At 51.4% G+C, this 23,870-nt stretch carries 19 protein-coding genes; 4 read left to right on the top strand and 15 right to left on the bottom strand.

Annotated features, from left to right (window positions below; translation table 11 throughout):
- Positions 1-62: 62 nt before the first annotated feature.
- The 13 genes from HNQ38_RS05110 to HNQ38_RS05050 form a co-directional block, all read right to left on the bottom strand.
- On the bottom strand, positions 63-1,232 hold the full coding sequence (locus HNQ38_RS05110) for a (Fe-S)-binding protein (RefSeq protein WP_183718323.1): 1,170 nt from the start codon (positions 1,230-1,232) through the stop codon (positions 63-65).
- Between the two features lies 1 nt (position 1,233).
- Positions 1,234-2,613 (bottom strand): FAD-binding oxidoreductase, encoded by a 1,380-nt coding sequence (locus tag HNQ38_RS05105; RefSeq protein ID WP_183718322.1) that lies wholly within the window; start codon positions 2,611-2,613, stop codon positions 1,234-1,236.
- 617 nt (positions 2,614-3,230) lie between these two features.
- On the bottom strand, positions 3,231-4,256 hold the full coding sequence (locus HNQ38_RS05100; protein ID WP_183718321.1) for a GGDEF domain-containing protein: 1,026 nt from the start codon (positions 4,254-4,256) through the stop codon (positions 3,231-3,233).
- A 33-nt stretch (positions 4,257-4,289) separates the two neighbouring features.
- Positions 4,290-4,814: a V4R domain-containing protein gene (locus HNQ38_RS05095; protein WP_183718320.1), complete on the bottom strand. Its 525-nt coding sequence runs from the start codon at positions 4,812-4,814 to the stop codon at positions 4,290-4,292.
- A 45-nt stretch (positions 4,815-4,859) separates the two neighbouring features.
- Entirely contained in the window at positions 4,860-5,495 is a 636-nt protein-coding gene (locus HNQ38_RS05090; protein ID WP_183718319.1) for a peroxiredoxin, read from the bottom strand.
- Between the two features lie 981 nt (positions 5,496-6,476).
- Positions 6,477-7,055, bottom strand: coding sequence for a GDYXXLXY domain-containing protein (locus HNQ38_RS05085; protein ID WP_183718318.1), 579 nt, complete (start codon positions 7,053-7,055; stop codon positions 6,477-6,479).
- Positions 7,048-9,339: a DUF4401 domain-containing protein gene (locus tag HNQ38_RS05080; protein ID WP_183718317.1), complete on the bottom strand. Its 2,292-nt coding sequence runs from the start codon at positions 9,337-9,339 to the stop codon at positions 7,048-7,050. Before HNQ38_RS05080 ends, HNQ38_RS05085 begins: the two co-directional genes overlap by 8 nt.
- Before the next feature lie 212 nt (positions 9,340-9,551).
- Entirely contained in the window at positions 9,552-9,854 is a 303-nt protein-coding gene (locus HNQ38_RS05075; protein ID WP_183718316.1) for a hypothetical protein, read from the bottom strand.
- The gene (locus tag HNQ38_RS05070) at positions 9,855-11,018 is read right to left on the bottom strand and encodes a glycerate kinase (RefSeq protein ID WP_183718315.1); all 1,164 of its coding nucleotides are present in this window, start codon (positions 11,016-11,018) and stop codon (positions 9,855-9,857) included.
- Positions 11,019-11,144: 126 nt separating this feature from the next.
- On the bottom strand, positions 11,145-12,509 hold the full coding sequence (locus HNQ38_RS05065; RefSeq protein ID WP_221277806.1) for a GntT/GntP/DsdX family permease: 1,365 nt from the start codon (positions 12,507-12,509) through the stop codon (positions 11,145-11,147).
- A gap of 108 nt (positions 12,510-12,617) precedes the next feature.
- On the bottom strand, positions 12,618-13,619 hold the full coding sequence (gene pdxA, locus HNQ38_RS05060) for a 4-hydroxythreonine-4-phosphate dehydrogenase PdxA (protein WP_183718314.1): 1,002 nt from the start codon (positions 13,617-13,619) through the stop codon (positions 12,618-12,620).
- A gap of 71 nt (positions 13,620-13,690) precedes the next feature.
- On the bottom strand, positions 13,691-15,022 hold the full coding sequence (locus HNQ38_RS05055) for a four-carbon acid sugar kinase family protein (RefSeq protein ID WP_183718313.1): 1,332 nt from the start codon (positions 15,020-15,022) through the stop codon (positions 13,691-13,693).
- Positions 15,023-15,087: 65 nt separating this feature from the next.
- Positions 15,088-15,864, bottom strand: coding sequence for a DeoR/GlpR family DNA-binding transcription regulator (locus HNQ38_RS05050; protein WP_183718312.1), 777 nt, complete (start codon positions 15,862-15,864; stop codon positions 15,088-15,090).
- A gap of 599 nt (positions 15,865-16,463) precedes the next feature.
- Here HNQ38_RS05050 and HNQ38_RS05045 point away from each other — a divergent pair.
- On the top strand, positions 16,464-16,949 hold the full coding sequence (locus HNQ38_RS05045; RefSeq protein WP_183718311.1) for a YbjN domain-containing protein: 486 nt from the start codon (positions 16,464-16,466) through the stop codon (positions 16,947-16,949).
- Positions 16,950-17,173: 224 nt separating this feature from the next.
- Here the strand turns inward: HNQ38_RS05045 and HNQ38_RS05040 are convergent, their stop codons facing one another.
- Both HNQ38_RS05040 and HNQ38_RS05035 read right to left on the bottom strand, forming a co-directional pair.
- Positions 17,174-18,004, bottom strand: a complete 831-nt coding sequence (locus tag HNQ38_RS05040; RefSeq protein WP_183718310.1) for a phosphodiesterase — start codon at positions 18,002-18,004, stop codon at positions 17,174-17,176.
- 9 nt (positions 18,005-18,013) lie between these two features.
- On the bottom strand, positions 18,014-19,381 hold the full coding sequence (locus tag HNQ38_RS05035; RefSeq protein WP_183718309.1) for an MFS transporter: 1,368 nt from the start codon (positions 19,379-19,381) through the stop codon (positions 18,014-18,016).
- Between the two features lie 370 nt (positions 19,382-19,751).
- Between HNQ38_RS05035 and HNQ38_RS05030 the strand changes: the two genes are divergently transcribed.
- The 3 genes from HNQ38_RS05030 (at position 19,752) to glpB (ending at position 23,869) form a co-directional block, all read left to right on the top strand.
- Positions 19,752-20,843, top strand: coding sequence for a LacI family DNA-binding transcriptional regulator (locus HNQ38_RS05030; RefSeq protein ID WP_183718308.1), 1,092 nt, complete (start codon positions 19,752-19,754; stop codon positions 20,841-20,843).
- Positions 20,844-21,000: 157 nt separating this feature from the next.
- Positions 21,001-22,608 carry an anaerobic glycerol-3-phosphate dehydrogenase subunit GlpA gene (glpA, locus tag HNQ38_RS05025; protein ID WP_183718307.1) on the top strand — a complete coding sequence of 536 codons (1,608 nt, stop codon included), beginning with the start codon at positions 21,001-21,003 and terminating at the stop codon, positions 22,606-22,608.
- Complete coding sequence (gene glpB, locus HNQ38_RS05020) at positions 22,592-23,869, top strand: anaerobic glycerol-3-phosphate dehydrogenase subunit GlpB (protein ID WP_183718306.1); 1,278 nt, start codon at positions 22,592-22,594, stop codon at positions 23,867-23,869. Before glpA ends, glpB begins: the two co-directional genes overlap by 17 nt.
- The last annotated feature ends 1 nt before the right edge of the window (position 23,870 follow it).

The raw sequence follows: 23,870 nt of genomic DNA, 5'->3' as shown, positions 1-23,870 counted from the left end.
CTTCTTTCGCAAAAAGCCTTTTCCATCGCTTGGTACAAAATCGTTTATTGAGAAACAGCCCCTTAGTTGGCCAAATTTTTATGGATCTCCACAGCTTCTATGTCCACTATATCCAGCCAGTGACGTACTTCAATGCCCTTGGGAACGGCAGAAGCAAGCTGCATGACGCAACCGCTACATCCGGTAACGACATGCCGGGCTTCTGAAGCAAAACCTTCAATAGATTTTTGAGCTATCTTCATCGACAAGCCGGGATTACTCATTTTAAGGATGCCCCCCATGCCGCAGCATAGCCCTGTGCCTTTTTTCAAACCGGGCAGACCACGCTTGAGCAGGGGCATATCCGGGTCCACAGTATTCCAGTGACAGGGTTGGTGGTACGCTATGACAGAAGGGGCCTGCCCGGTGGTCTGTATATGCGGGTTTTCCAGCAAGGCAGACAGTGCCTGGCACTTATCTTTCCACTCCTTGCCTTCATCTTCAGCCAACAAGGCAGCGTATTGCTCAAGACTGTGTTTGCAGGAAGCACAGAATGTGGTCACCAATGGTTTGCCCAGCGAGCGCCATACTTCCAGATTCTGATTGCGCGCGCTTTCTTGCGCCTTGTACTGCCCGGCATGGTGCAGAGTTCCTCCGCAACAGGTGAACCCCGCCGGATCAAGAACATCATAACCCCAAGCCTGTAGCAGATTTTCCGCTTTTTGCACCCAGCGTGGCCGCGCGTTCTTTGCTGTACACCCACTGAACAGAACAACACGTTTGCCCTGAACACTTTCGCGTGGTTGAAGCAACATCCAGGGAGCACACGGCGGCATATCCACCAAGGCACGGGCAGTTTCCAGCAGAGAACGCAGATTGTCAGGCACTATGGCCTCTGGCGTGAGCATGGCGAGCTTTCCGGCCATGGGCCAAAGAGGGCCAGCCCTGCGTATCCATACTTCCCATAGCGCCTGCGTCCAATGGGGATTTTTCGCGCGGGCATCCGCTAGAAGATCCGCGGTGGAAAGCTTGCGTGCACAGGTTCGCTGGCAGCGGCCACATCCGGCGCACATGCGCGCAAGCTCACGCACTGCGGCCCAGGAAAGGGTATCCTCTGCTCCGCTGCCGTAAGTGTCGTCAAGTGGCTCCATGAGCAGACGCTTGGCCTTTGGCGCATATTCCTCACGCTTGAAAATTTCATACACCGGGCAAACGTTCAGACACTCGCCACACTGCGTGCAGCCTCTTTTCATCTTAATACCCTTTGCCGGGGTTGAGTATTCCCTTGGGGTCAAAAACACGCCGAATGCCGCGCATCAGGGCGTGTTCATCCTTACCGAGCTGCTTGCTTACGTCTTTGAGGTATCCTGCCCCGTGCTCGCCTGAAAGACTACCGCCAAATTCCAGAGCGGCCGCATCCAGTTCATGATGCGTTTTTTCAGTACGCCGGGCATCGTCAGGATCAGAGGCATCATAGTGAAGATTTGCGTGAATATTGCCATCACCCGCATGACCAAAGGCAACAAGCCGTTTGCCGTTGGATGCGGCGATCTTTTCAAAACGGCGCACTGCACTGAGAATAGAACCACGGGGAACGGCCATGTCACCGCCGATACGGTCTGGCCCCAAAACATAAGAAGCCGCCGAGACTCTGCGACGGTACGCCCAAATTTTGTCCTCTTCATCCTTGCCCACGCCTTCCATACGCCACAGAGCATCATGAAGCTGATGAGAAAGGCGGGCATTTTCAAATGGAACAGTATCGTTGCTGCCGTCTACCTGAAAAAGCAGGAGCGATTTGACCGTATCTGGCCAGGGTACTTCGCTAGTTTTTGTTAAAATTTCCAATACGGTCTCATTCATGAATTCAACGGCGCAGGGCAAAATACCTGCGGCAAAAACCTTGCCCATTGAGGCAAGGGCAGCATCGAGCGAGGCATACCCTACCAGCACAGAGGCAGAAGCTTCGGGCTTGGGAATGAGCTTCAGGGTAAGCTTGGTGATTACGCCCAGCGTTCCTTCACTGCCAACAAACAGGCGGCCAATATCAAGGCCAATAACATCCTTGTGCGTACGGCCCCCAAAGCGGAGCAATTTGCCGCCTGGGAGCACGGCTTCAACACCAATTACGTAATCTCTAGTAACACCGTATTTAACGGCACGCAGGCCGCCTGCACAGGTAGCCACATTGCCGCCCACACTGGTGGCTTTGGCGCTGGCAGGATCGGGCGGATACAGCATTCCCAGTTTTTCGCATTCCTCCTGAAGCTGGGCCGTGCTGACGCCAGGCTCAACCTCGGCCACAAAGTCATCCCTGGAAATATTCAGAATCTTATCCATACCAAGCATGGAAATGACTATGCCTGGAATAGTGGGCACACATCCGCCTGACAAACTTGTTCCCCGTCCGCGTGTGTGAACAGCAATATTTTCAGTTTCAGCCCACCGCATAAATTCGCAAACCTGATCGCTGTTTTCAGGACGAACCACGGCTAGCACCGTACCGACCTTCAAACTGGCATCAGAAGCATAAACACGCAGCACTTCAGGGTCAAAAGCTACCCCACCCGGAAACAGTTTTTCAAGAAATTTTTTATGTGCAGACGTGAGTGATGACGTATAGTTATCCAGCATATTGCCCTCCAGATCAGAAGGCGGCAAAGAAAATATCAGGATGGCATATCCCCTAATTTTCAAACCACCGCAAAATCGTATGAACTAATGCCATGATGCAGTTTATTGACCGAGATTATCATGCATTCATATTGATGCTGGCATAAATATGGATGCGAGCTCTGGTTCAAGCTGGCAAACAGCCTACAGAGTGGGTCACGCCAAACATAATCCGGCCAGGCTGAGATCGCCTGACAGACAGCAGGCCCCGCCTCCAGATAAATGTGAACCGAAAAATCTATACAAGGGGCAGGAGTAAATAGCCACAGCTGATCGCGCAGGTAACCTTAAAAGCTACCTACACAACCGGAAAGTAAGAACGTTTAAATCAGGAGGTGAAAATCAAGAGAGGATATATTGGCGAGACAAAGACCATCCAAAAAACATTTGTAAAATTTTTCAGACGTAAAAAAACCTTTGTGGATTCACTGCACGTTTATACATTGCCAGGTGTAGCCGGACTTTTGCATCACTATCAACATAAAACAGCTAAAACTTCAGGCATCAAAAAATCTGCTACATCCAGTTTAAATCATTTTGTGTAATATTTTTTATATCCTGTGCCATGCATCATAATTTTAATTATCACAAATATTTTTTAGAGGAGCCACACAGACTTTATTTCTTCCTTCTGCTTTTGCCGCATACAATGCAGCATCAGCAAGTTTTATGGCATGGTCCTGCAACTCACTGCAACTATACATGTCTGCCCATGAATCTAGCAAAACTGCTACTCCAAGGCTGGCATGCAAGGTAACTTCTCTTCCGTCTTCCAACTTCAGTGGTGAGTTCTCAATCGCAGCTCTGATCCTTTCAGCAGCTACATAGCCCTGTGACAAGTCGGCATTACAGAAAAGAAAAATAAACTCTTCCCCACCGTATCGCCCCATAATATCTGACTTTCTCAGGCTGAGTTGAGCTTGTTCCGCAACAAATTTCAGGGCGCTGTCGCCTTCAACATGACCGTATGTGTCATTAAAAACTTTAAAGTAATCAATATCCAGCAAGCAAAAGCAACAGCCTTTGCGTAAGGAAAAAGAATTTTCCAGTTTTTCCTTAGCCATAGAGAAGAACGAACGGCGATTGAAGACACCTGTAAGAGGGTCATGTTGCGCAAGGTACTTAAACTCAGCTTCGCTTTTTTTAAGCTTTTGCAAAGTTTCGCTACGGCGCTTCACTTCTTCTTGAAGAGATACGGCAAGATTAGTTAAAGCCTCTTCTTTTTGCTGCAATGCCTGAATAGTCGTTTCCAACTGCACAACCATCTTATTGAAGGAAGATGAAAAATCTCCCATAAAATCCATACGTTGTGCGTAGTCACCCCTTTCAACCTGCTGCACCTTCCAGGCCATATGGCGCAAGTTGGCCTGCAAGGCCTTGCAGAATCCGGCTACAACGCCGCGCAAGGCTATCTGTTGCGAGAGATCTCCACGAGCGAACGACGCCATAACCTCACGCAAATTCATCATTTTTTCATGAAACTGGACAAATTTTTCGTCTTCTGCAAATTCTTCAGGAATCTGTGGAGGCTTTGCTGTCTCCAGCAATTGCTCTGCGTGGCCAAGAACCATGTGAGCTATTTCTGTGCGATTATTGCCGTTCATAGAAGAGTAATCCTCATCAGATTCAGTTCATCTCTAACCGACGGCATTGGCACTGAACCGGCAGGTGCGGGCGCCTGTGCACCAGCAGTCAATTTCACGCACTTCAAATTTTTTGCCCGTGAAAGATTCCAGAATTCCCTGAATAAACCCTTCGTCATAAACACAGATTTGTTCATTGGTGTCAGGCAGGCCGGAACAATCAAGATCTTCTTCGACATTCAGTGTAAAACACAAGTCTTCAAGATTGATTGATTCAACCCTAAAAAGGCCCATTCCCAGATCCCTGAACTTGTTTTCAATAACCATCACTAAACCGGGAATATCTTCTACATCCGTACAAAATTTATTGAAAAACTCTCTTCCGGCAACTGCGCCAGCCCTGCGAAAGATCTCATCTGTCTTTTGATGTCCATAATCTTCTTCCAGAATATCGCGCAGCGTATATTGCAGCAGTCTGTAAACCTCAACGCGCGTGGTTGCGCCAAGGCTTGGGCGCGCTATAGCCAACTGGTCGCCAATGGTGCTCCAGGAAAACGTATACTTTCTTTCAGTAGTCATAAAAACCATCCCCATTTCATGTGGCGGAAACCCATCCCAAAGATATCAGCTCCGCCTGTTCACCCAAAAATCTGCAACTCGCCCAACCAGATCTTCTGAAGGCGTAAGGACTCCGTCACCATCTTCCCAGGCTGCGGGGCATGCCTGATGCGGATGTTTATCAACATACACATAAGCCTGCATTTTTCTCACCAGTTCCGCTGCGTTTCGCCCGACATTGTAATAGTTGACCTCTGTTCCAACCAGGATGGATTCAGGATTTATGATGAACGTGCCTCGCAGGGCTGTTCCCGCTTCTTTGTCGTACACTCCAAAAAAATCTGCTATCTCCCCAGTTGTGTCAGACGCCATAAGGAAATTGACATCCCGAAGCAGTTTTTCGGCTTTGCACCACGCCAGATGAGAAAACTTTGAGTCTGTTGAAATAGAAATAACCTCAACACCCATATTTCTCAGCTGCTTGTAGTATCCGCCAATATCGGCAAGCTCTGTTGGGCAGACAAAAGTGAAGTCTGCCGGGTAAAAGTAAATAACAAGCCATTTTCCGGAAAGGCTGTACTCAAAAAAACTGTGTTCCTCGAAGCTGTCCGAGCTTGGGTTGTACGTAGAAAAAGCGAAATCCTTAATCTTTTGGCCCAACCCGGCGGGACATGTTCTTTTATTGTCGTCATTATCTTGCATTGGAGCGCTCCTTGTTTGCTATTTATCAATCCAACTGATTTTCAAAACTCACAGAAACTGAAACGCACAGGTCCAGTTTCAAATGGCATTCAGCCCAGAGTAGTTAAAGGCAAGCCCTGAAAAAACAGCCAGCACAAGAACGTCAAAAACGTATCCGCACCCCGCTTCTCTGAGGAAAAAACCTGAAAGAGCGCGGGCATCATAACAGTTCGTTGGATACAGCCCCCAAAAGCCAACTTCACTTATGACAAGCTGGCAGCAACAAACAAAATGCTCCTCAATTGTTTATATAGTATAATACAAACAAATGATCTTGAAAAAATCAATCTTATCTATACACAGATATTATTGATAAAACAGCCAAATATGACCAATACATTCAAGTATAACATTTAAAATATGAACATTCTTTATTTCTATACAGGATAATTTTAAACAAAAATACAGAATATCGATCATACACAAACATATAAACACACGACCCACTGTTCATCTAAACTATCAGGCGGAAAATCAAATATCATTTCAATCTGACATATTTCACCGTGAGAACAAGACAGCGGTCATTTCATTAAAGAAAGGCACTTGTTTGCACCTGGCTAAAATAAAAATGACCGCGTTATGTGATCGCTGACAAAGCGTGACTATCATACTCCAATAAATCCTGCCGCCATGCAGGCATTCGATGCCCCGAGGATCTTTTATCGGGGCAAATGAGCAGTAATAGACTAAAAACCAACGTGATATTGGACAGTGCCTTCACGAGATAAATTTCAGTTGTATCACGGAAAACGAGCGCGTTATGCAGGCAGTGTATCCAGATGGGACTGGGCAGCAATAAAAGGAGAAATTCCACGCGTAAGCAAATGAAAAAGCGTTCTCGACGACACGGTTTAGCCATGTATAATTGTATAGTGGGGACAGGTTCAACAAAAGGAGTACAAACTCTGCCCATACTGGGTGTTGAGCGAGCTTGCGTGGCTATTTGTCACCTTGCGAATCGGCTTTTGCCTCAGCTTCAATCAATTTTCCCTGCTTATCGCAAAGCCCTACAAGAACAGTTTTTCCATTATCAGCAACCTTGAACTGACCAAACCGGGCCTTTTCATACTGTCGAGCCGTACCTTCTTGAAAGTAGAAGGCTGTGGCAACGGTGGTAACGGCATGTCCACGTTCTTTGTAAGCAAGAAGAAACTCGCCGGGCAGCAATGGCTTGCCGTCATCCAGTCGAATAAAGGACGCCGCCAGTGGCACAGGCTCATTAACAATACGCAATACGGCAAAGCCTTCTACAGCCGTATCCTCGACCCTGCTTTTTGTCTGCGATACATTGCTGTTGTCACGCGCGGCTCTTGCCTTGGACAGAGCTGCGCGAATGTCGGCATTAACAATATACCTGAGATCCATATAATCACCCATAAGCAACGCCCGTGGGTCCACGGGGGCTAGTGGCAACAATATGGTCTTGCCGTTGGCAAGCACCGTTTCCATCTTTTGCACAGAAAAGGCATAGCCAGCAAAAAAGAGTAGCAGAACCGCCAGTATGTAGAACTTACGCATGACTTGCCTCCTGCTTCGACATTTTCGTCTTCCAGATTTGCAAAATCAGGGCAAGCAATAACAGCAGCACGCCAGTTATCGTCAGGTAGGCGGATTTCATCGAAAACGGCACTGCAAGGTTGTAGTAGTAGAAAATCATGTAGGCCAGCAGGTACGCCAATACAAAGCCCTGCATGACAGCGTTGCCCAACTGTCTTGCCAGAACAAGACCAAAAACAGCTAAAGTCGCTCCTGGCTGGTACCGTGAAAGAACAATAAATATAACCATGCCAATCATGACTGCCGCCCGTACTTGCCAACTTCGCTTCCGGGTCAGAAAAAAAGCTACGCACGCTGTTCCTACAGCAGCCCCCAGGCCAATACCCGCCGCACCTATAACCGGAATGCTCAAAAAATGATTAAGGCCATAGGGCAGGCCAAGAGCGGCTATCTGGAATAGCAGCATCCCCGCATAAGCCCCAAAAAACCACGCGTCAGCGATGGGTCCTCGTGAGCTGCCACGCCATTTTCCTTCGCGCATGCAGAAGTACGCCAACCCCAAGCCTACCAGTATCCACCATAGCGTGGAAAGGTTGACGGCAATACTTACCAGATGAGCAGAAAGCCCATCTCCCAATCCCTCATAGAGCAGGAATGAAATTCCAATTGCCACACAACCGCAAATGGATGCAGCTGCCAAAAAAGTATAGGCGGCGGCACGCATGAAAATGCTGATGCCAACGAGCAGAACAGCCAACGCAAAGCAGGCCAGCATAGGTTTGTCGAATGTCAAAAAGAGGGAAATGGCAATTCCAACAGAACCTGTGATGGACAAGGCGAAGCCAAAATGCCGCGAAAATATTTGATTCCCGGCTACCAGCATACGGCCCACAAACAGTATTGGCACTGAGACAACAAGAATGCTCAACCATTCATATGAATCGATTCCCAGTGTGGCAAACAGCAAAAAGCCCAAAAAACAGACAAATAGAAGCGCCGTCAGCCAGCCCCCCAATGATAACAGCAGGCGTATATACCACGGGGATATGGGTTCTTCCAGCCTTGGCAAGGAATCCTCCGCCTGAACCGCGCCGTGGGCTTGCAGATTTTTCCATAATGCCTGCCACGAAACATCAGGCCGGGCACGGCCAAAAACAGTAAAGCCAGAAGAATTTGAAAAACCTGTTGCGGCTTCGCTCTTTTGCTCGACAGCCATGCTCCGTTGCAAATGCAGCAGAATTTTTGCCAATCCCGCAGTGATGCCGGCAATAAGAAGGCCCCACAGCAAAAAAGCAGTAACCACGCCGGCATCAAAAAACAGCTCGCTCTTGGCCAGCACAGCGATCAAAATAACTGTGCCCGCTCCAAGCAATGATGCAAGCATAAAAAGATCAGGTTCTTTTTTTCTATACCACCAGCATGAAAGGCACGCGATGATCACCGCAAAAAGGACAACAAATTGATGGGGCAGCCATAATACCAAACCATCCGCCACATAATATGCATCAAAGATAGTGATAATCAGATAGGAGGTAGTTCTGACAATCAGATCAAAAAAGAGAAGTCTGGGCAGCCAGCGCGACCGCAACCATGCGCGGGATTCCTTTTGTCCTGCCCTGCGCGCGGCCCATTCCCAAAGTGCAACGGCGCAGGCGATGACAAGCAGCCATTCAGGAAGGACAAAAAATTGGCTAAAAGCATCAAAGGGCGACGAAAGACTGCGCCCAAGCCAAAGAGCTACAAAAACATTGCCTGAAAGCCAGGAAGCAAACCATAATCCGGCCTGTTTTCCTGCAATGGCGAGCAAAACCAGCAAGACTGTCCATACCCTGAACAGTTCCCAAAGCTCTGCTCCTGTCTGATAGGTCTGACCGAACACGGCCAGCATCGGCCCCATTGCAACCCCGCAGGTCAGCAGCAAGGCCTGCCCAAGACGAGTATCCAGCCCCCGAATGACGGCCCCGATACCTCCACCCGCAACAACCAGACCTACAAGACCCATGCGCTGGAAAGGACGCATATCGCCCCAGTTCCAGGCAATGAAACAGATGAGGCCTGCCAGGAAAAAAAGCACGCCGCCAAGTATGGAGACCTGACGCCAATAAGCCAGCCATGCACTACCGTCTGGTCTGAACCCGCAAAAATCAAGCGCCTTGGACCATGCTGTGGGCGAAATGCCCCCGCTATCACAGAGAAAACTCAGGGAGCTGCGTGTCAAAGGCGGTAAAAGTTCTTCAGTAGCGGAAGCGCGCTCCACCACAGGAATATCCGTATCAGAATGCGCGGAAGCGCTCACTTCATTCATAACCTGCTCTCATGGCTTGAAATATATACATTTAAACCGGCAATTTTCTGATTGCCTAAGCCCAATATACCATAATAGGCATGAATGGCGATAACAATTATTATACTTGTTTGCGTATCCAACCGCCTGTACAATACTTCCAAATAATTGCTGCAAGCATAAAAAAAGCGGAGCATCTGCCCCGCTTTTTTATGGTATTTCTGTATGTTGCGTCAGCTGAAATAGCCGCTTTGGCGCATAAGCTCCTGCCCATTGGCAAGTGAAGGAACAAGGGTCGCAACCATAATGAAATAGTGCACGGCCACAACGCGGAACGAATATTTCGGCAAAACAAAAATGAAAATAAAGCAGATGGCGGCAACAACAAAAACCAGAATATTGGCCTCCTGCGATCCCCATGCGATGCCCGTCAGCCAGATCAATGCGTAGATGCACCAGGCCAGAACCATCGCGCAAAGGAAAAGCACATTAAAACGGGGCTGGTTACGCCAGCTCTCCAGATAAGCTGCAATCATTTATTTTCCCGTGGCCGCCACGGAGCCGAGCTTGCTCCCAATGGCGATGCTTGCGGCAATATTGCGGGCCGCCGTGCGAAGGTTGCTTTCCCCCGCTTCCAGAGCTTCTGCGATTGTGCAGGGGCTAGAAAGGATGCTGAATACAGCGTCAATGCCGTGATTATGCACAACATCGGCGTCGTGACGCAGTGAACCGCCTATGCCGATAACAGGCTTGCCGTAAAGTTTCGCTACGCGGGCGACACCTACAGGAGCTTTGCCAAAGGCAGTTTGGCCGTCAATGCGGCCTTCTCCGGTAATCACAAGGTCAGCGTCTTTGACCACGGCGTCCAGCCCCACGGCCTCAGTGACGATTTCGCTTCCAGGGCGCAGTCGCCCTCCCAGGAAGGCATACATGCCCCCACCCATACCGCCAGCTGCGCCAGCACCCGGTATTTCGGACATATCCACGCCAAGATCACGAAGCGTAATCTCGGCAAAATTTTTAAGGTAGCCGTCAAGCTGCTGCACCAATTCAGGGGTAGCCCCTTTCTGAGGGCCAAAAATGGCCGATGCGCCACGCGGGCCGCACAGGGGGTTGTCCACATCGCAGGCAACGTCAATGACGCACTCTTTCAAGCGAGCGTCAAAGGTAGACATGTCAATGCTGGCCAGCTTGCCAAGCCCAAGTCCGGTGGGTTCGATTTCCTGACCGTCAGCATCAAGCAGTCGCACGCCAAGGGCCTGAAGCATGCCTGCTCCGCCTTCGTTGGTGGCGCTTCCGCCAATGCCGAGGATGAATTTACGGGCTCCGGCATCAAGAGCAGAACGAATCAATTGACCAGTGCCGTAGCTTGTGGTGCGCAGAGGATTGCGCTTTTCAGGCGGCACAAGCCCCAAGCCGCTGGCAGTGGCCATTTCGATCACAGCCGTACTGCCGTCACCCGTAAGGCCGTAAAAAGCTTCCACTGGTTCACCCAGGGGGCCTTTGACAGTTACGGATATGCGCTGACCACCAGTAGCTTCTACCATCGCCTCAACTGTTCCCTCGCCTCCGTCAGCTACGGGAACCTTGACGTAGACAGCATCAGGAAACACTTCTCGAAAGCCCAACTCAATGAACGTGGCTACCTGTAAGGCCGACAGACATTCCTTGTACGAGTCCGGCGCAATGACAATTTTCATGAAATGCTCCTTTTGGATGACACTGGCATTCTGGCCAAGATACTATATGACAGGATGGTGTAAAGTTGGGGTATCGGCTCTGGGCCGGGAAGACAAGCCCCCCGGCCCAAAATACTTGAGAAAGGCTTAGAGGAACATCTGCAGCAAGAGTGTGCCGCCGAGGCCAAGAACAGCCGCGATGGTCGTACCCGCAGTATAGGTTGCGTACATCGAACCCATAGGAATGCCAAGTGATTCCTTGACGAACCAGAAGCCGGAGTCCGTCACCTGTGAAGCGCCGATGGCTCCAGCGCCGATAACGATGGCCATAAGAGCCGGATCAATCTGGGGGTTAGCGCCAAGCACTGGCAGAATAAGCCCCGCCGCAGTCATCATTGCCACAGTGGCGCTGCCCAGGGCAAAGCGCAAAGTAATGGCGATAACCCAGGCCAGGATCAGGGGGCTGATCTGAATGCTGGTCAGCACCTGCTTGAGCACGAGGCCCACGCCGCTGTCCGTGATAATCTGGTTAAGAGCGCCAGCCGCGCCGATAACAAGCATGATGGAAGCCAGAGGAGCCATACCGGCTTCACTGAATCGTCCAAGCTGGTCCCAGTTGAAGCCACGGCCAAGGCCCAGCACAAAGTAGGCCACCACTGCCGAAATGAACAGGGCGATCATCGGCGTGCCGATGAAGTTTACATAGGTCATATAGGCAGGCGGATTATGCTTGTCAATGTTCAGTTCCACAACTGTCTTGGCGATCATGAGCAGCAGGGGCAACAAAATGACAAACAGCGTTCTGCCGAAGGGGGGCAGCTCCGATTCCTTGCGGGGTTCAGTGTCCGCATAGGCGCCAGTCAGGGGAACGGGGGGCAGACGCTTGGCAATAAACTTGCCATAGATGGGGCCTGCAATGCAGGCGGCGGGCAGGCCCACGATCAGACCAAAGAAAATAACCTTGCCCACATCGGCCTTGAGCAGGTCGGTGACGGCCATAGCCGCAGGATGGGGCGGCACGATGCAGTGAACAGTGGTCAGGGCCACCACAAGCGCCATACCCACCTGAATGAGAGGCAACTTGGATTCCTTGACGATGGAGAACATAAGAGGCGTCAGCAAGATGATGCCTACCTGAAGAAATACAGGGATACCGCACACATAGCCAACGATCATCATGGCCCAGTGCGCTCTGGACTGCCCCAGAATGCGAATAAGCGTTCGGGCCAACCTTTCAGCCGCGCCAGAAACTTCCATGAGCTTTCCCAATATTGCGCCAAGCGCAAGAATTGGCGCGAGGAAGCCCAGAGTTTTGCCAAGGCCGCCTTCAAAGGCCACGACAATTTTGGCCAGTTCCATATTGTGCGTCAGCGCCAGGAACAGGCTTGCAGTTGTAAGTGAAACAAACGCGTGAATTTTGAAGCAAATACACAGCACGATGACTATGGCAATGGCAATGGCAAGCATTGTCATTGAATAGCCAATACCAAAGGCTTGGACGGTTCCCATCATCACTCTCCAGACAGCTAGTTACAGTGCAAAGCCGGTATCAGCCGGCTCCAAATACTCCTGGAAGAGCGGCCGACCCTCCGACGGCTGCTCTTCCAGGGAAAGCATTCCTTAGCCATTGGCCTTTTTGAAATTGAATGCATAAAGCGCCGCCAGGCGAATAGCCTCAACCATACTCACAGGACTGGCCTTGCCCTTTCCGGCGATATCAAAGGCAGTGCCGTGGTCAACCGAGGTGCGCAATATGGGCATACCAAGGGTAAGCGAAATAGTACGCTCAAAGTCCACCATCTTGGTGGCGATGTGCCCCTGGTCGTGATACAGCGAAAGCACAGCGTCCCACGCGCCTTTAAGAGCAAAGTGGAACACCGAGTCCGCCGGGTTTGGCCCGTGAACATTGAAGCCGCGCTTTTTGGCTTCTTCAATGGCCGGAACGATCTCAACGTCTTCCTCATTGCCGAAAAGGCCGTGCTCGCCGCAGTGGGGGTTCAGCCCGGCTACGACAATACTGGGATTTTCAATACCCAGCAGGCGCATGGCTTCAGAACAGCGGGCAATGTAATCCAGCACGCGGTCTTTTTTCACAGCCCGGCAGGCATCCATGAGCGAAAGATGCCGAGTGAGAAAGAACACGCGCAGGCTGTGTACCTGAAACATGGTAAGCGGGTCTTTTGTGCCTGTGAGATCGCCAAGAATTTCAGTATGCCCGATGTAGGGCACCCCGCCAGCCTTGAGGGATTCTTTGTTAATGGGTGTGGTGGCCAAAGCATCGGCCTTGCCAGCCATCGTGATTTCCACAGACTTTTTAATGTACTCAAAAGCTGCTTTGCCGCAATGGCCCTGGACCTTGCCGTACTCAAACCCGGCCAGATCCACATTGTCCATGTTAAGAATGTTGGCTGCGCCTTCGCGCCAACCTTCAAGGTTTTCGTCAACTTCATTGAAGTCGGGGCTGACATTCATGATGGCAGACGCGCGCTTCATGATTTCAGTGTTGCCCACCACAAGCACGCGGGCCATATCAGTGACAACAGGGTCCACCAGGGACGCTGCCAGAATTTCCGGGCCAACTCCAGCCGGATCGCCCATAGGAGCGCAAATCAACGGTTTCATATATGTATCCTCGTTTTTTACTGTTCAGACAGTCCTTTTTGAAATGCGAAACATTTCAAAGCTAGTCTGCTCTAGGACGGGCGCTTGCGAGTGGAAATCTTGGTGAAGAGATACTCCACACATTCCACCAGGCTGTTCTTGTCGCCCACAAAACCACCCTTGGTAATCATTGGCAGATCGGCCTGAACACCGCCAATAATATGACCATACACAGCCAGGGGTAACACTTGGTCGCGCACTGTGAATCCGCCCGCCTTCAAGGTGCGGATAACGGATACCGTAACCTCGCCGCCCGACGTATACAGGCCGCCAATGCGCAAAACTTCTCGGCGCAACACCTCATCAGTCACGTTTGCGATGGCCTCATTGATGCGTTGCGAAATCTCTGAGTGAGTGAGGTTCATCTTTTTCGACATTTCATCCAGAGAAAAAACGTCTTCCTTGTTGGCAGCCGTGCAAACGCCAAGCACGGTGGTGCCTGCCGGCGGAGTGCATACAACATCAAGCACCCGGGCGCACTCGCTGGCAGCCTCATCTTTTCCTGTCAGAATCTTGCTGACATTCATTGGCACAAGATGGCAGGGATGCGCCAGACGCAGAGCCTCCATTTGCACGCGGGTAAGTTCGCTGGTGCTGCCAACGGCAAGGAATACCCTGTTTTCGAATTGTGACCGGGGAGCCTGCACACGAACGGCAGCCAGCTCGGCTGTGAAGGGGCCGGGGTCAACAGATACCAGAGGGTACGGAGCGTCGGCCAGAGATTGCGCGATGGTTGTAATATCTTCATCGGCCACGGCGTCGCAAACTACCACGCGGCAGCCTTCGGCACGCAGGTCTTCAATGGCCTGCCGCACAGCGGCTGGTCCGCCAAGAATTTTTTCAAGAGGAACAAAGCCGCACTTCATTGTGCTTTGTTCGGCAAAAATCTTGAGAACTGAAGTGTCTTTGACGGGCGTGGCCGCATCCTGGGCAATGGGTGAACGCTCCAGAGGCACGCCATGCACGATCTGATACCCACCCACGCAAATACGCCCAGAAGACGGATAGGACGGCACCAGCACGGCCAAGGATTCCTCATGACCGTAACTATCGTCCATAGCCTTGACGGCAGCCTCAATTTCCGCCCCAACATTACCGCGCAAGGTGGAGTCCACCCGCTTGGAAATCAGGGCTGGCTTTTCGGCACAGAACATTTTTACCGCCGCGTAAACGGCGTCCCATGCCTTTTGGCGTGAAAGTAGACGGCTTTCGGCATTCAGCGAAACCGCAGTGAACGCTTCGAAGTACTGGGGGTCCCATTTATCCAGTCCAAGGCAAGTTGCACTTGAAAAGCCCTTGGCCGTGAGCAGCGCCCCGTTGGCGTTAGCACCTGTAAAATCGTCAGCAATTACAGCTATATTCATGGCAAACTCTTTTGACCTGTTGGCCGTTTGGCCAGGCCTGACAAAGGTTCGTAAAATGACTGCCTTTATTCAATTCCGGCATAAAGCAACCGAGCGCCGTTGGCTTCCAGATTTTTCCGGGCATCTTCACTGAGCCCGGTATCTGTAATAATGCGATAAAACTGCTCAACTCCGGCCACTCGCCAGGGGCTGAACTTTCCGTATTTTGATGAATCAACCAGAAGAATGCTCTTGTCAGTGCTATCCATAAGCTGAATCTTCCGATTCATTTTTTCCGAAGAACTGGTGGTCACTCCGTGCTGCTCACCCCACACATTGATGCCTACAAAGGCCACTGTCGTGCGAACACGGCGCAAGTAAGCCACAGAGTCGGTATCGTTGCAGGCCCGGCTGATGGGGTCTACCCTCCCCCCGGCAAGAAACACCTCTATGTGGGCGTTGCCTGAAAGAAGCATAGCAATTTCCAGATCGGGAGTAACAACCGAAAGATGCTTGAAAGGCAATGTGGGCAACAACCGCGCCAGCTCAAGGGTAGTCGTGCCCGCGTCCAGGCCAATGAAGTCACCCTCCACAATAAAATCGCATGCGGCGTGCGCTATGGCGACCTTTGCCTCTTGCATACTGGCAGCTTTGTGGGACCGGGGGATGTCATGCGCCTCAAACCCAACAGGAACTGCGCCGCCCCAGGTGATTTCAAGCTGATTCTGTTCTTCCAGCACCTTAAGGTCACGGCGTACTGTCATAACGGAAATACCCAATGTTTCCGCAAGTTCACGGCTATTAAGAGCGCCCCTGTTCTTAATCAGGCGGGCCATCTTTTTTCGGCGTTCAACAGGCAGCATGGCAAAACTCGTTTCGTGACATTTTGATGTTATTTTTTAGTCAATTTTGTTATTTTTTGTTATGATCTGTTCCAAGGAAATCGTCAAGATATCAGATGAAAAAAGCTCCAGGCTCAATACCTGGAGCGATGATTTTTTTACATATTTTTTTTCTATGTTGTTTTTTGTGACATTTTCTTCACATAAGATTTGTTTTGAACAAAATTTATGGTTTTACATTACCATTTTATGTTAAAAAATAGCAAAAACACAGTTCTTCTGAACATCGAAAATTCCACTATAATTACAGGGTAAAACAGCACATCTAGTTTAAAATCATACCCAACAAACTCTACGAGCAAACATACGTACGCACATTAACGCATCGCTTAAGCGCGTAAATAAACATAATATTGAACCATACCTGTATATTATCCTCTTTCACCTTGATACAAACTTAAAATCACATACACGATAATTACAAATTGCTTTGAGAAAGCATGAATTCGTTGTATAGCTGGTGCTGAAGGATTGCGAACTGACCTGCCCAAACAAGGCAGGCTTTCTGCATTTATCAGTATTGGACACGAAAACGTGTTGAAAACGTACAGGAGATTTACGTGAACAAGGTATTAACCATTGCGCTGGGCCTATGGCTGACATGCGTCTTCTCAGGCAGTGCTATGGCCAATAGCGATATTGTTACCGCCTCAGACCATGAAGCAATACTTGAAATCGCCAAGGGCTTTGGCAGCGCAGAATTGAGCCAGACGGCCAAGGGCGCGCCCATTATCAAGGGCCGCATGGACGGCACCAAGTACGCCATCTGGTTTTCGGGCTGTACTGACGGCAAGAACTGCAGCGCCTTGCAGTTTATTTGCATATGGAAAAGTAATGATTTCTCGCTTGAGCAGATCAACACCTGGAATGCGCAAAAAATGTACACCAGGGCGTATATTGACCGTGATTCTGACCTTATTCTGGAAATGGACATCTTCATGCGTTATGGCATGAGCAAGAAGAATCTGGATGAAGTGTTTGACCTGTGGCAAACATCAGTGAAGCATTTTTCACAGCAGCTTTCCCAGAAAACTCAGCCCAATTAGCGCGACTTTATCCGCATCACACAAAAAAACCGACCCTTGGGTCGGTTTTTTTGTGGCCTATTGATCTAAAAGAAAAATAAATGGATGGAAAAACTGAATCCGCTAGCTCTTTACAATTTTTTCAAAGCTACTCTGCGTAAAAACTCAGGATCAACTTTTTTGCAAGGGCTGACAGGCCAAACCATCTATCGTGCATGCTCTTTCTGCCAGCCCCTTTACAGCTGTTACGCAGAAGGCCCGACGGGATTAACAGAACCCGCAAAGGGATATGGTCCCGCAAAGGTCACGTCTGTAGGAATCTGGCAGACGTGCGTGTTTAATGTCTGTTTTTCCCAATGGTGCAAAAGATACCCTGGCGCTTCCATACGGAAGGTATCGCCACCTTCGGGTGAAAGATCCAGATCTATCTGCATGGCCGCCGAAGGCGCGGTTACGCACAGACGCCCTTGCCACTGGGTGATTATTGGCCGGTGCATATGCCCGAAGCACAAACGCACCTGCGGATTGGCCGCAACAACATCCGCAAATCTTAGCTGATTTTCAAAAGGCTCATCCATAACACCCAAGCCCGTGCTGAACGGCGGATGGTGCATGAAAAGCAGCGTCTGAACATCTGGCCTTTTACCCAGTTCATCCACGAGCCAAGACTCCACTGCCGGAAAAAAATGGCCGGAGTGTGAACCAGGATGCATGCTGTCCAGCACGATCAGGCGTAGATCATCTTTTTCAACAGTGTAGCAGATATGCGGCGCTACCTTGGGATCCGACGGGCACCAGTCCTGCAGTACGGTCTGCATTCTGTCACGCCTGTCGTGGTTTCCAGGCAAGGCATAGACAGGAATATTCAGAGCGCTAAATGCCTCAAAAAGGAGGTGGTAGGCATTCAGGTCGCCGCTGTCAGCCAGGTCGCCGCTAAGAACGATAATATTCGGCTTTTGGGCCATCGCCTTCAGGTATGCCACGGTAGCATCAAGGCAGCGCTTCGTGTCTACAACCCTGAACGACAGCTTGTTATCGCCGCGCAGGTGTGTATCGGATAATTGCAAAATACGCATAACGTACCCCTAGACTTGCGGATTTGCCTCGGCCTGCATGACGTTACGCTCATGCGCCAGGCGCTCGGCTCTATTATGCCGACGTTGAATGGTAAAGGCCGAGAATGCGCTGGTTGCAGCAGCTATGAGCACAAAGATGCAAATGTAGAACGGGTTGCCGTCATTCCACTGCATGAGCACTGTGCACACACCCGGCACAATGCCAGCCACAAGAAAACCCGGAAACTGGTAAACAATTGATATGCCCGTGTAGCGCACTTCGGCGGGAAAAAGATCCGAAAAAAGCGCGGCTTCCGGTCCAAACACACCAGCATAACAAATGCTGAGGGGAATGGCGATGGCAAGACCGATAAGGAACATGTTGCCGCCACTGCTCTGCATAAGCCAGAAAGCCGGAAAGATCGTCAGGCCGCATGCCAGGCTGGCAAGACCGTAAATACGTCCACGCCCAAAGCGGTCGGCAAGACGGCCTGCAATAAGAATAAAGGGACACATCAACAAAGCCGCAATCATAACTGCTGTAAGCGCTTCTGTGCGGGTAACGTTAATGTATTGCACGAGGTAGCTGATGGAAAATACAGCAAGAACGTTAAAGAACACGCCGTCAATCCAGCGCGCGCCCACACCAAGAGCAATATTGCCGGGGTAGTTTTTGCAAACGGTGACAATAGGCAGAGCCTTTTTCTCAGTATGGCCTTCTTCCTGAACCTTGCGGAATTCAGGCGTTTCAAGAATGTGGGTACGCACATAAAGGGCAACGCCAATCAGCACGACACTGAAAATAAAGGCAGCGCGCCAGCCCCACAGCATGAATTCTTCATTGGTCAGCAGCCACGAAAGCAGGGCTACCACACCAGAAGCAAGGCAAAGCCCCGTGGCCAAGCCCATCTGCGGAATACTGGCGTAAAAAGCTTTTTCACGTTCATCGGCATATTCATAGGTCATGAGCACTGCTCCGCCCCATTCGCCGCCAAGGCCCAGCCCCTGGCACAACCGCAGCGTTTGCAGCAGAATGGGAGCAGCAATGCCAATGGATGCGTAGGTAGGCACCAGACCAATGCCGACAGTGGCTATGCCCATGATGAGCATGGTAAGGATAAGCATGCGCTTGCGGCCCAGCTTGTCGCCGTAATGCCCAAAGATGAACCCGCCCAGAGGACGCGCCAGATAGCCAATAGCAAAGGTGCTGTAAGCCAGAATAGTTCCAATGAAAGGGTCTGTGGTGGGGAAATAAAGTTTGTTGAACACAATGCCAGCCACGACCCCGTAGAGGAAAAAGTCGTACCATTCAATGGTGGCGCCGAGCAAACTGGCAATAACCACCTTGCGCATTTCTTTTTTGCTGGTAGTAGGTTTTCCCTTTCCTGCGTTTGGCATGTTCCCCTCCGCGGCTTTGACAGGGGTGCCCCCTGCATCTGCCATTAAAATTTTTAATAATTTTTCAACAACAAATGAGAACAATTAAAATTTTGAGCTAAATAAAATTTTCTATTTAGTTCAAACACGAAAAAACAGCCTACAAATAGGCATTTTTCACTGGCATTAGCACGCTGCAGATTTTTATGTCAATTGAAACATTATTAAATTTTTCAACTTATTTTATTGACTCATAGAAAAGTACATGGGAAGTTATGAGCATGAAAAGTTGCTCATAACTCATATTGGCCTCATACCCGCACGTACTGGTGGGGCATAACCTTTGGCCAAAGCCGGAAAATACACGAGAGTGGGCATAAAGGAAGAAAAGATGACTGTTGACGGTGAAAACCGGGGAACCGCAAAAAAAGCAACGCTGGCGGACGTGGCCCGCATGGCGGGAGTATCCCCCGCTACGGTTTCAATGATTCTTAACGGGCGCGAAGGCGTTTCTTTTGCGGAAGAAACCATTAAGGGGGTTGTGGCTGCCGCTGCCAAACTCAACTATGGCCAGGGGCGGCGCGGCAAGGCGGCAATGGGCGACGGCCCTGTCATATTGATAGTCGTGCCCAACGTCACCAATCCGTATTATGCCACCATTATTCAGGCCATACAGCAGGCAGCAGCGGAAAAAAACTATACTTCCTGTATATGCACAACGTATCGTAGTCTTGAAAGTGAACTGGCGGCTGTGCAGCTTGCGCAGTCCACTGGCATGTCGGGCATTATCTTCACCATGCTGGCTCATCCCGATGAAGTCCTTTCCCGCGTAGGACGCAAAATGCCTGTAGTTGTTATGGGCGACAGGCGCGTTGACCTCAACGTGGATACGGTTGAACTTAACAACTATGATGCAGGCAGCCTTATTGCCCAGCATATGTGCGAGCTGGGACACAAGCACATGGCCTATATCTCCACAACGCTGGATGCCAGCAACTCCATACGCGTGCAGCGCCTTAAAGGACTTCAATCCACCATCAGCCGGCTCTGCCCGGAGGGCAGCCTGCTGGTAAAGAGCCGCAACATCGCGCCTGAAGTTGAACTGAACAACCTGCTCATCGAGCATACTGTTGGGCATGAGCTTGCCAGCAGTTGCTTTGAAGACAAAAAGATTACCGCCTTCATCGCTGTAAACGACATGGTCGCCTATGGCGTCATGGACGCCGTGCTTGATGCCGGTTTCAGCATTCCCGGCGATTACAGCGTTTGCGGGTTTGACAATCTTTTGCCCTCAAATTTCGGCAAGGTGGCCTTGACCACCGTTGAGCACTATATTCAGGACAAAGGGCATAACGCGCTGGACCTGCTTCATGCGAGAGTCAGCGGGCAACTTTCAAACCGCAACATTACCCGGGTTGAAATAAGCCACAGGCTCATTGCGCGTTCTTCGACGGGAGCCCCCAGGGCAAGTCAGACCGAGTAGCGAAAAATAGCATATTGTGCGGGCTGAAGCGCTTTCCTGCGGTTTTTACCAGCAGACATCGTGCCTGGAGCCCAGGCCGTGCGACATAAAGTAACGGTCAGCTTCACCACAAAGTACGATATGCTTCCAGTAACCTAGACATACAGCAGGGTATTACATGCTGGAAACCACCGTTGTAATTATCGGGGGCGGCGCTACGGGCACAGGAACGTTGCGCGACCTAAGTATGCGCGGCATACCCGCCATCCTCCTCGAACAGGGAGGCATTGCGCACGGCACCAGTTCACGCTTTCACGGCCTGCTGCACAGCGGGGCGCGGTACGTTGTTAACGACAACGAATCCGCTCGCGAATGCATTGAAGAAAACATGATCGTACGCCGCATCGGCAGACAGTGCGTGGAGCAAACTGAAGGTTTTTTTGCGCTTACGCCCCAAGATGATCCTTCCTATGTGGAAAAATTCATTGATGGATGCCGCACGGCGGGTATCGACGCACAGGAAATTGAAGTTGCCGAAGCGCTGCGGCTGGAACCGCATCTTTCGCCTGAAGTACGGCGCGTGTTTCGCGTGCCTGATTCGTGCGTTGACGGCTTCCGGCTGGTTCTGCACAACGCCATGTCTGCCCAAAGGTATGGCGGGCGTATGTTCACCTATCACGAAGCCACAGGCATCACGCTGCGCAACGGACAGGTCTGCGGCGTAACAGCAGTCAATCGCCATACTGGAGAAACGGTTGAAATAGCCTGCCAGTGCGTCGTCAATGCCGCTGGATCGTGGTCGGGACATATTGCAGGCATGGCGGGCCTTGATGTTTCCCTTTCGCCCGACAGAGGCACCCTAATCGTCTTCAACCACCGCTTCACCTCCAGGGTAATCAACCGCCTGCACCCGAGCGGCGATGGCGATATTTTTGTGCCCCACGGGTCCATTACCATTCTGGGCACAACATCCGCAGCCACCGACAAGCCTGACGATACAACTCCAACCACCGAAGAAGTTCTGCGCCTGCTCGACATCGGCGAACCTCTTTTCCCTCAAGTGCATCAGTACCGCATTTTGCGGGCTTTTGCCGGAACACGGCCCCTCTACACCCCCGGTGGAACTTCTGGGCGCAAGGCCAGCCGCAATTTCCACATAGTCGACCATGCAGACGAGGGGCTGGAGGGCATGGTCAGTATTTTTGGCGGCAAGCTGACCACCTATCGCCTTATGGCCGAACGCGTTGCCGACAGGGTTTGCGCAAAGCTGGGGCAGTGCGTTCCGTGCAAAACAGCAGATGAGCCCCTTGTACATGATGTGGACGAAGCCACGCTCAAACGCGCCGCCCGCTTTTTCCCCATGCAGGGGCTGCACCTCATGGCCGACCGCCTTGGAGATGACCTGCCGGGCGTGCTGGAACTTGCCGAAAAGCAGCCAAACAACCCCCTGCTTTGCGAATGCGAAATGGTGAGTATGGCTGAAATTGAATATGTGGCGCGACAGCCAGCCATTTTTTCCCTTACGGATATACGCCTGCGCACACGGTTGGGCATGGGAACCTGCCAGGGGGCCTTCTGCTCCCTGCGCACGGTTGGCGCTTTGACCGAGCACGGCGTTCAGCTTGAACTGACGCCCACAGACAATGTGCGGCGTTTTCTTCAGGAGCGCTGGGGCGGACTGCGTTTTGCCCTCTGGGGCATGCAAGCCCGTGAAATGGAACTGAGCCGGGCCATATACGCCTCCACCCTCAATCTTGACGGAGCCGAGCATGAGCAGGATTGTTGACGTTCTTGTAGTCGGGTCCGGCATGGCCGGGCTGGTGGCTGCCCTGACTGCGGCCAGCCAGGGCAAAAAGGTGCGCATGCTCACTACCGGCATGGGTTCTCTTGCCATAAGCGGCGGCAATATCGACCTGCTCGGCTATGTTGACGGCAAGTATGTGCCCGATCCCTGGGCAGGCATGGCTCTGCTGCCAGCCGGGCATCCATACAGACTTATGGGTCAGGAAAATGTGCGCGCGGCCCTGAATTTTTTTCAGCATCATATGGCTTCCCAGCAATGGGGCATGCATCCGGCTGCCAGTTGGGACGGGCAGGCCCGCAACGTTCATACGCCGACTATTATGGGCACGCTCAAACCCACATACCTTCTACCGGAAAAAGTAAATGTCGACGCCTTAACGTCGGCACGCCGCGTGCTTGTACTCAGCGTGGAAGGTCTGCGCGATTGCCGTCCGGCCCTGGTCGTAAGCCAGTTGCGCCGTTATAAGGCATGGGCCGACAGAGAGTTTTTACAGATGACGGTCCCCTCTCCCCTTGGGGAAGCGCACCGCAGCGCGAGCGCTCTTGACCTTGCCCGTTTGATCGACAGGCCCCAAAGCCGTCAGTGGCTGATTGAAGCTCTAGCCGCGCATGCAGGGTCCTGCGATCTTGTGCTGCTGCCCCCTCTTTGCGGTAGCAAGGCACAGCCGGAAAACTGGCAGACCATAGAGAACGCCGCGGGTTGTCCCGTTGTGGAAATGCTGTCCATCCCCCCTGGTGTGGGCGGGTTGCGGCTGCGCGACGCCCTGTTGCGCGCGCTGCGCGATCACGACTTTGAAATGGTTGAAAACGCCAAAGTTCTGCGGGCCGAAACCAGCGATAAGGCCTGTACCGCCCTGGTAGCTGAAGCCTCCGGGCAGGAACGCCGCCACGAAGCCAAAACCTTTGTACTTGCCACAGGCGGCATTCTTGGCGGCGGGCTGGAGCTTGCCCCCGGTAAAATACGCGAAAGCGTCATGGGACTGGATATAGCTGCCCCTGCTGATGTTGAGCAGTGGGCGTCTCCTGACCTGTTTGGCAAACACTTCTTTGCCAGTGCTGGCGTTTGCGTTGACAACACCATGCGCCCTGTGGACTCACAATCCGCTGCGCGCTGGTCCAATGTCTTTTTTGCAGGGCGCAGCCTGGGCGGCTACGACTACGCAGCTGAAAAAAGTGGTCACGGCGTTGCCGTGGCAACGGGCTGGCAGGCGGGGCGTATGGCCGCCGCGGCTTCGGAGGAATAAA

The sequence above is a fragment of the Desulfovibrio intestinalis genome (assembly GCF_014202345.1).
GTDB classification, from domain to species: Bacteria; Desulfobacterota; Desulfovibrionia; order Desulfovibrionales; family Desulfovibrionaceae; genus Desulfovibrio; species Desulfovibrio intestinalis.
Note: the sequence above shows the minus strand (reverse complement) of the source record. Positions and strands in the feature narration are given on the sequence as shown.